The sequence below is a fragment of the Aporhodopirellula sallentina SM41 genome (assembly GCF_000346505.1).
In the GTDB taxonomy this organism is placed as follows: domain Bacteria; phylum Planctomycetota; class Planctomycetia; order Pirellulales; family Pirellulaceae; genus Rhodopirellula; species Rhodopirellula sallentina.
The window spans coordinates 50,520-56,856 of sequence record NZ_ANOH01000407.1 but is presented as its reverse complement, the minus strand read 5'-3'; the positions used below and the strand labels follow the sequence as shown (position 1 = coordinate 56,856).

Below are 6,337 nucleotides of genomic sequence, written 5' to 3'. Positions count from 1 at the left end.
GAGCGAATCAAACTAGAAGAGTAGTCGACGATCCAAAATGGGCTTCTGGTGAACGCGAACGCGGAATCCGGAGCCCATTTGACGGCCACCAAGACGCAGCAGCCCCCTGCTTTTTTCTCCCCCTTCAGGAGGGTGATGCGGATGCTGTGATCGTGCATTTTCAGATTCAATGAAACTCTTATCGTGTTTCTCGCGTCTAAAATGCGTCGATGGGTGGTGACAGAGCGATCGTCGTTGCGCCTTGGCTACTTTTCTTCTCTCCTTGCGATTCCGCCTGTGCTGCCTCCTTACCGAAATCGGAGCCTTTCTCGTCGCCCGAGACTCGAGGTCCTCGAGAACCGGCGGGTGATGGCGGCTGAGTTGCCGTTTGGGGCGACGATGGAGGATACCGCCGAGTTTCTGCTCGGGACGGTCACGGTCACGCCGATCTTTTTGGAATCGGACGGTTCGATCGACACCGAGACGCAGGACTGGACGACCGAAGAAATTGATTCCGTCCTGGCGAAGATCAGCGAGGGCGTGAATTGGTGGTCCGACGCTCTGGACGAACTCGATACGGTTCACTCACTCGAGTTCGTGATCGACGATACCTATGCCCGTGACCCAGTCGAAACCGGTTATGAACCGATCGATCGGACGAGCAACAACTACAACAACTACGTCGGCGACTTCCTCGACTACGCCCAAATCGACGCATCGTTGCAGCTCGATGAGGGCATGTTCGCGTTCAACAATTCGCAGCGAGAGAAGTTCGGTACCGACTGGGCGTTCTCGATCTTTGTCGCTGACTCGTCCGATGACACGGACGGTTTCTTCCCGCACGAGGGAACGTTCCGAGGAGCGTTCGCGTTCCCCGGCGGTTTGTACATGGTGACGCCGTCGACGCGGCCGAGCAGCACGATTGCTCACGAGATGGGGCACATTTTTTGGGCGATGGATGAGTACGCAGGCGGCGGAACGTATGCCAACAGCCGCGGTTACTACAACTCACAAAACCTCAACGCGTGGGACAACCCGACACCTGGATTCGAGCAAGAAGACAGCATCATGGCGGGCTATGACAGCCTCGTCGCTTCGTTCGTATCGAAGACGTCCGCGGAATCAACGTTGGCTCAGGTCGGATGGCAAGACAGCGACGGTGATGGAATCTTCGACGTCCTCGACGTGCCGTTGAACCTGACCGGTGCCGGTAGTTTCAATCCGTTGACGTCGCAGTTCGAGTTCGTCGGCGAAGCATCGGTCGGTGTGCTGACGAATCAGAATTCATCCGGACACCAGAGCGATATTACGCTCAACCGAGTCAGCCGTTTGGAGGTTTCGATCGACGACGGGCCGTGGCAGACCGTCGCCGAACCGGACGCGTACACCGCGTCGTTTGATCTCGGCATCAGCGTGCCCTCGGATTTTGCAACGATCGATCTGCGAGTTGTCGACGCCCAGACCGGCCTCACTAGCGAGACGCTCTCGGCGACCCGGACGACACCTTTGCTCTCGGACGGATCTCGCTTTACCGGGTACGCGTTTCTCGATGCCGATTCGAGCGGAACGATTTCCGAAGGTGAGTCACTGCTCGGTGATATATCGCTGACCCTGCAATCCGCCGATGGCAGTCCGCTGCCATCGGGGCAATTGATTGCCGCAGATCAAACCCAAAACACCACGCTCGACACGGTCGATGGCATCACGGTCACGGGCGATGTGACTTCGCTGGAGTCCAACGTGGAGGTGCGGGAATACGCGGCGCTTGATGATCTGCCGCTGCTGCATGTTTTCGATCCTCAGTTGCGATTCTGGACGCCACAACTGGCCGACCGCGTCACCATCGAAGCTGCGTTTGAGGAACCGACCGGTTTTGTCGAAGTGGACGTTGTCGGGTTGGAATCCGATGGTGTCGCGTATGCCCGGTTGGAGGCGTTTGATGCACAGGGGAACCTGGTCGCGCGGGCGACAACCAACACGGCCAACGATGACGACGGCATTCTTGGCTTCGGTGAATCACAAACACTGCGCCTGAGTGACCCGACCAGTTCGATCGTTGAAATTCGTGTCGTGGGCCACGCGAATTCGAAAGTCGGACTCTCCGGAATTCGCACCGGGATCAGCGGGACGTGGAATACAGACGCGTTTGGCAGTTTCTCGATCGACGATCTGCCTGCCGGCCAATACCGGGTTACCGCGGTAGCCGATCAAGTCACCTATGGTTTCGAAACGATTCAGTTCGATCCGGCGTCCGGTGAACCTGTTGTCTTGGCGGCAACCATCATCGACAGCCCTCGTTTTAATACCGATGACCCCTTTGATGTCAGCCAAGACGGCGCCGTCACGGCACTCGATGCGCTGCAGGTCATCAACGATCTCAATCTTAACGGAGCCCGTTCGCTTTCGTGGAGCGAGACCAACGGCAGCAAGATCGATGTCACCAACGACGGTGTTGTTTCGGCGTTAGACGCTCTGCGGGTGATCAACTATCTCAACGAGAGAGACGCCGAGTCCGCACCGAGTGGAGAGCCAACTGCGGCGGCATCCGAGTCCGCCCTTGCCACGAACGAGTCATCCGGTGCCGAGGTGAATGTCGCGGGCATCGACGAAGTACTGAGTGAACCGATCAAGTGGGTGAGCCAAGTCGACGCCGACAACGAAGACGAATCCGAGGGGCTCGTCTTTCACGAAGGAGTCGACTCTGCATCATCGCAGTGATTCGTTGACATCCGCTCGACCGGTCGGGGCGATGCTTACGTGATGTTCTTTTGAATCCACTCAGGACGCAGCAAGAACACCAACAGAGCTTTTTGTGCGTGCATCCGGTTGCCTGCTTGATTGATCACATCGCTCTGTGGTCCGTCAATCACATCGTCAGTAATCTCTTCACCGCGGACGGCCGGTAGGCAGTGCAGCACACGTGCGGTCGACGGTGCGGCCTCCATCAGGTCGTCGTTGATTTGGTAGTTCGCGAACGCTTTGCGGCGGATCTTGGATTCGGCCTCTTGTCCCATGCTGGTCCAAACATCCGTGTAGATCGCGTCGGCATCACGAACGGCCTCTTTGGGATCCGATATCTGCTGGATCTTTGCGTTGGGGTATCGCTCCTTGATTCGGCCGAGCCACTCGTCGTCGAGTTCGTAGCCTTTCGGGCAAGCGAGCGTGAAACGCAGGTCGAGCATCGCACACGCTAACGCGAGCGAACGTGAAACGTTATTGCCGTCGCCGACAAAGACCAAGTGGCGATTATCGAGCGATCCGAACGCTTCTTGGATCGTCAGGACGTCCGCGATCGCTTGGCACGGGTGCGACAGATCCGTGAGGCTGTTGATCACCGGCATTGCGTCAAAGCTCGCGAGCTGTTCGACCCGATCGTGCTGTTTGGCGCGACACGCCACCGCGTCGACGAACTGTCCGAGCACGTTGGTGAAGTCCGAGGGAGCTTCGCGTTTGCCCCATCCGACGTCTTCGCCGAGGAACAAACTGTTCCCGCCGAGTTGGGTCATCCCCGTCTCGAAACTGACGCGGGTTCGAAGGCTCGGTTTCTCGAACAACAGAGCCAACGTGTACCGATCCAGGATGGGCGGGCGTTTACCGGCGCGCAGTTCTGCTTTGAGGTAATTCGCCGTTGCCAATATTGATTTCAGTTCGTCTGGGGTGAGATCGAACAGGGTCAACAAATGTCTCATGATTGGTTCTCCGGATCGGTTTTCGAATCCGAATCTTCGGTTTCGCGCTCAGCGATTTCACCGTCGAATTGGGATCGTTTTACTTCATCGTCGTCGTCATCATTCGCGTCGACGTCTTCGTCAAAATTATCGTCGTCTGTTTCCTCGTCATCCGAATCATCGCCGGACTCGTCATCGTCTAGCTCATCGAAGTCTGACTCTTCATCGTCCGATTTGTCTTCGAACTCTTGTTCGAGTGCATCCTCGTCTCCATCTTCGTCGAGTTCGTTTTCTTCTTCGAAATCATCGTCTTTGACTTCGCTGTCATCGACGTCACTCTCTTCGACTTCATCGGCGTCGGAATCGTCTTCATCGAACGATTCTTCGTCGGCTTCGTCCTCTTCTTCAAACTCGTCATCCGTTTCGTCGTCGGGGGCATCATCCCCTGCGTCGTCGAAATCCCCAGCATTGTCGAAGTTCGCAGCATTGTCGAAGTCCGCAGCGTCGTTGGGTGAAACCGGAGGCTGCTCGTTTGGTTCTTCGCTGTCGGTATCGTCAGCGTCGGGGGTTTCCGAGGTGTCTTGATCGGTCTCGAGGTCAGCGTTGCTAGTTGGCTCGGCAGACTTCCGTTCGTGTTCCTCGATTTCGTCGAAGACGCGATCCATTCGATCGAGCAATTCGGTTTCTGCTTCGTCGTCGATAATCAGCGGCAATTGCATCCGCACGGCAAACTCACCGGCCGTTGCGACTCGGAGACCAAAGCGGTCCGCGTACTCATGCCACTGCGCCGCCGGGAGATCCAATTCGATTCCAAAGCAACGGCCCATCACGTGCAAATCGCGGACGCTTTCTCGTTTCGCCAACCGTTCGGCGAGTGACGTTGCGAACGAGTCGAGTTCGCGGCTTTGCCAGGATTGTTCAGACCATTGTCGCAGGGTCGCATCGACGAGGACTGCGGTGGGGATATGGATCGGCATGTCCGAATGTTCGAACGTCGGTGCCATGAGTTGTTCGGAGAGCTCCGCGTTCAACGCGAGCACGCCGCCACCGAATCCGCCCGTTAGCCCCGCTGCCATGATGACCGCGTCCGCATTCACCGACGTGATCGAATCATGAACCCAGAAGTAACCGCCGCCCATCGGAGGAATGCTTTGGTGATCGATGACCAAGGCGACGCCGTGTTGGTCGCAGGCTGCGCGAATCTCGGCGAATTGTTCGGCCGAGACCGCTCGCACTTGGTCAAACAGATCAACCGGCGAGAGCAACACCATCGCGATCGAGCCATCGATCCGCTGCGCCAGTCCGTCTAGCGGTGAGTGAACGAATCCGGGAACGAGTGGCGAAGCGGTTTCTCGCAGATCGGCTCGTCCGCTCGCCATGCGACCGACCACGCCCCGGCCCGACTGGTCACCGCCGACTGCCGCACAGGATTCGCCCTCGGATCGCATCCCCGTCTCCGGAGGATGCGGATTCGTCGGTCGTGGCGTTTTTCGACAAGTGCAGCCGTCGACAAAGCACGATCGCCCACTGCAACAGTTCTTCCACCGAACCGGCCGGCAGGCAGGTCGCGATCGATGCGGAGTCGAGTCCGGTCACGTCGCGCAAACGCTCGGCGAGCCGGTTTTGCCAACCCGCCGAACCGTCCTCGCCGGACGTCAACTGTGGTGCGTCGAGTCCGCTCGGCCAATTTTGGTGCGCCCACGAGGCGATCGCGTCGGCCAGAAAATCACCGGTGCCGGTCGGCGAAACCCGACCCGCGAGAGCATCAATCTCACGATCGCCGCTAGGAGATTGGTTCATGCGTGGATCTCAGTACCGACACCATCGGTGGTGAAAATTTCCAGCAGCAGCGAATGACGCAGCCGCCCATCGATGATGTGTACTTTTTGGACGCCTCGGTCGAGCGTTTGCAAGCACGCCTCCACCTTCGGAATCATGCCACCACGGATCACGCCGCTGGCAATCAACTCCCGCGCCGTTTCCGCTGACATGGCCGGAATGATCGATTTCGGGTCGGTCTCGTCCTTTCGCACGCCGTTGACGTCAGAAAGGAACACCAATTTGTCTGCGCCGAGTGACTGAGCCACGGCCATCGCAGCGGTATCCGCGTTGACGTTATAGAGTTGCCCCTCGTCGTCGTAACAGAGCGACGGGATCACGGGAACCTGATCGGTGTACGCGAGGCTTTCGATCACGTCTCGATCGACCGAAGTGACTTCGCCGACGAAACCGAGATCCTCACCATCGGGATCAAGCATCTTTTTTCCGTGCAGCACGCAGGTCGTTCGCGGCGATAGGTTCATCGCCCGGCCGCCGAGCCGTTCCATTGTCTCGGTCAATTCGACGTTTAGCTCACCGGCGAGGACTTGTTCGACCACTTTCAACGATGCTTCGTCGGTCACTCGTCGTCCGCGAATGAACTGTGCGGCGATTCCTGCGTCCGCCATGGCCTTCGTGATCGCTTTACCTCCACCGTGAACCACCACGGGACGCAGCCCCACGGTTTCCATGAAGACCACGTCCAACAGCAAATGGTGCATCGCGGTTCGATCTTCGAGCAAACTGCCACCGAGTTTGATCACCGTCGTTTTGCCACGAAATCGGCGGATCCATCCCATCGCTTCGATGAGAGTGTCCGCTTTTGCGATCGCTTGATTCATTTAGAATTGCCGGGAAAGAAAAGCGGAAAA

General features: G+C 57.8%; 5 protein-coding genes. 1 reads left to right on the top strand and 4 read right to left on the bottom strand.

The window, feature by feature from the left end:
- The first annotated feature begins 276 nt into the window (after positions 1-276).
- Positions 277-2,697, top strand: coding sequence for a dockerin type I domain-containing protein (locus RSSM_RS26500; RefSeq protein ID WP_008687030.1), 2,421 nt, complete (start codon positions 277-279; stop codon positions 2,695-2,697).
- Positions 2,698-2,732: 35 nt separating this feature from the next.
- On the opposite strand, the gene argF is transcribed toward RSSM_RS26500, so the two are convergent.
- The 4 genes from argF to argB are packed head-to-tail and all read right to left on the bottom strand — an operon-like array spanning position 2,733 to position 6,307.
- Complete coding sequence (gene argF, locus RSSM_RS26495; protein WP_008687027.1) at positions 2,733-3,668, bottom strand: ornithine carbamoyltransferase; 936 nt, start codon at positions 3,666-3,668, stop codon at positions 2,733-2,735.
- Complete coding sequence (locus RSSM_RS26490; RefSeq protein WP_144060139.1) at positions 3,665-5,095, bottom strand: aminotransferase class III-fold pyridoxal phosphate-dependent enzyme; 1,431 nt, start codon at positions 5,093-5,095, stop codon at positions 3,665-3,667. Before RSSM_RS26490 ends, argF begins: the two co-directional genes overlap by 4 nt.
- The gene (locus tag RSSM_RS26485) at positions 5,055-5,447 is read right to left on the bottom strand and encodes a hypothetical protein (RefSeq protein WP_008687022.1); all 393 of its coding nucleotides are present in this window, start codon (positions 5,445-5,447) and stop codon (positions 5,055-5,057) included. Before RSSM_RS26485 ends, RSSM_RS26490 begins: the two co-directional genes overlap by 41 nt.
- Entirely contained in the window at positions 5,444-6,307 is an 864-nt protein-coding gene (gene argB, locus RSSM_RS26480) for an acetylglutamate kinase (protein WP_008687020.1), read from the bottom strand. Before argB ends, RSSM_RS26485 begins: the two co-directional genes overlap by 4 nt.
- Positions 6,308-6,337: the final 30 nt, after the last annotated feature.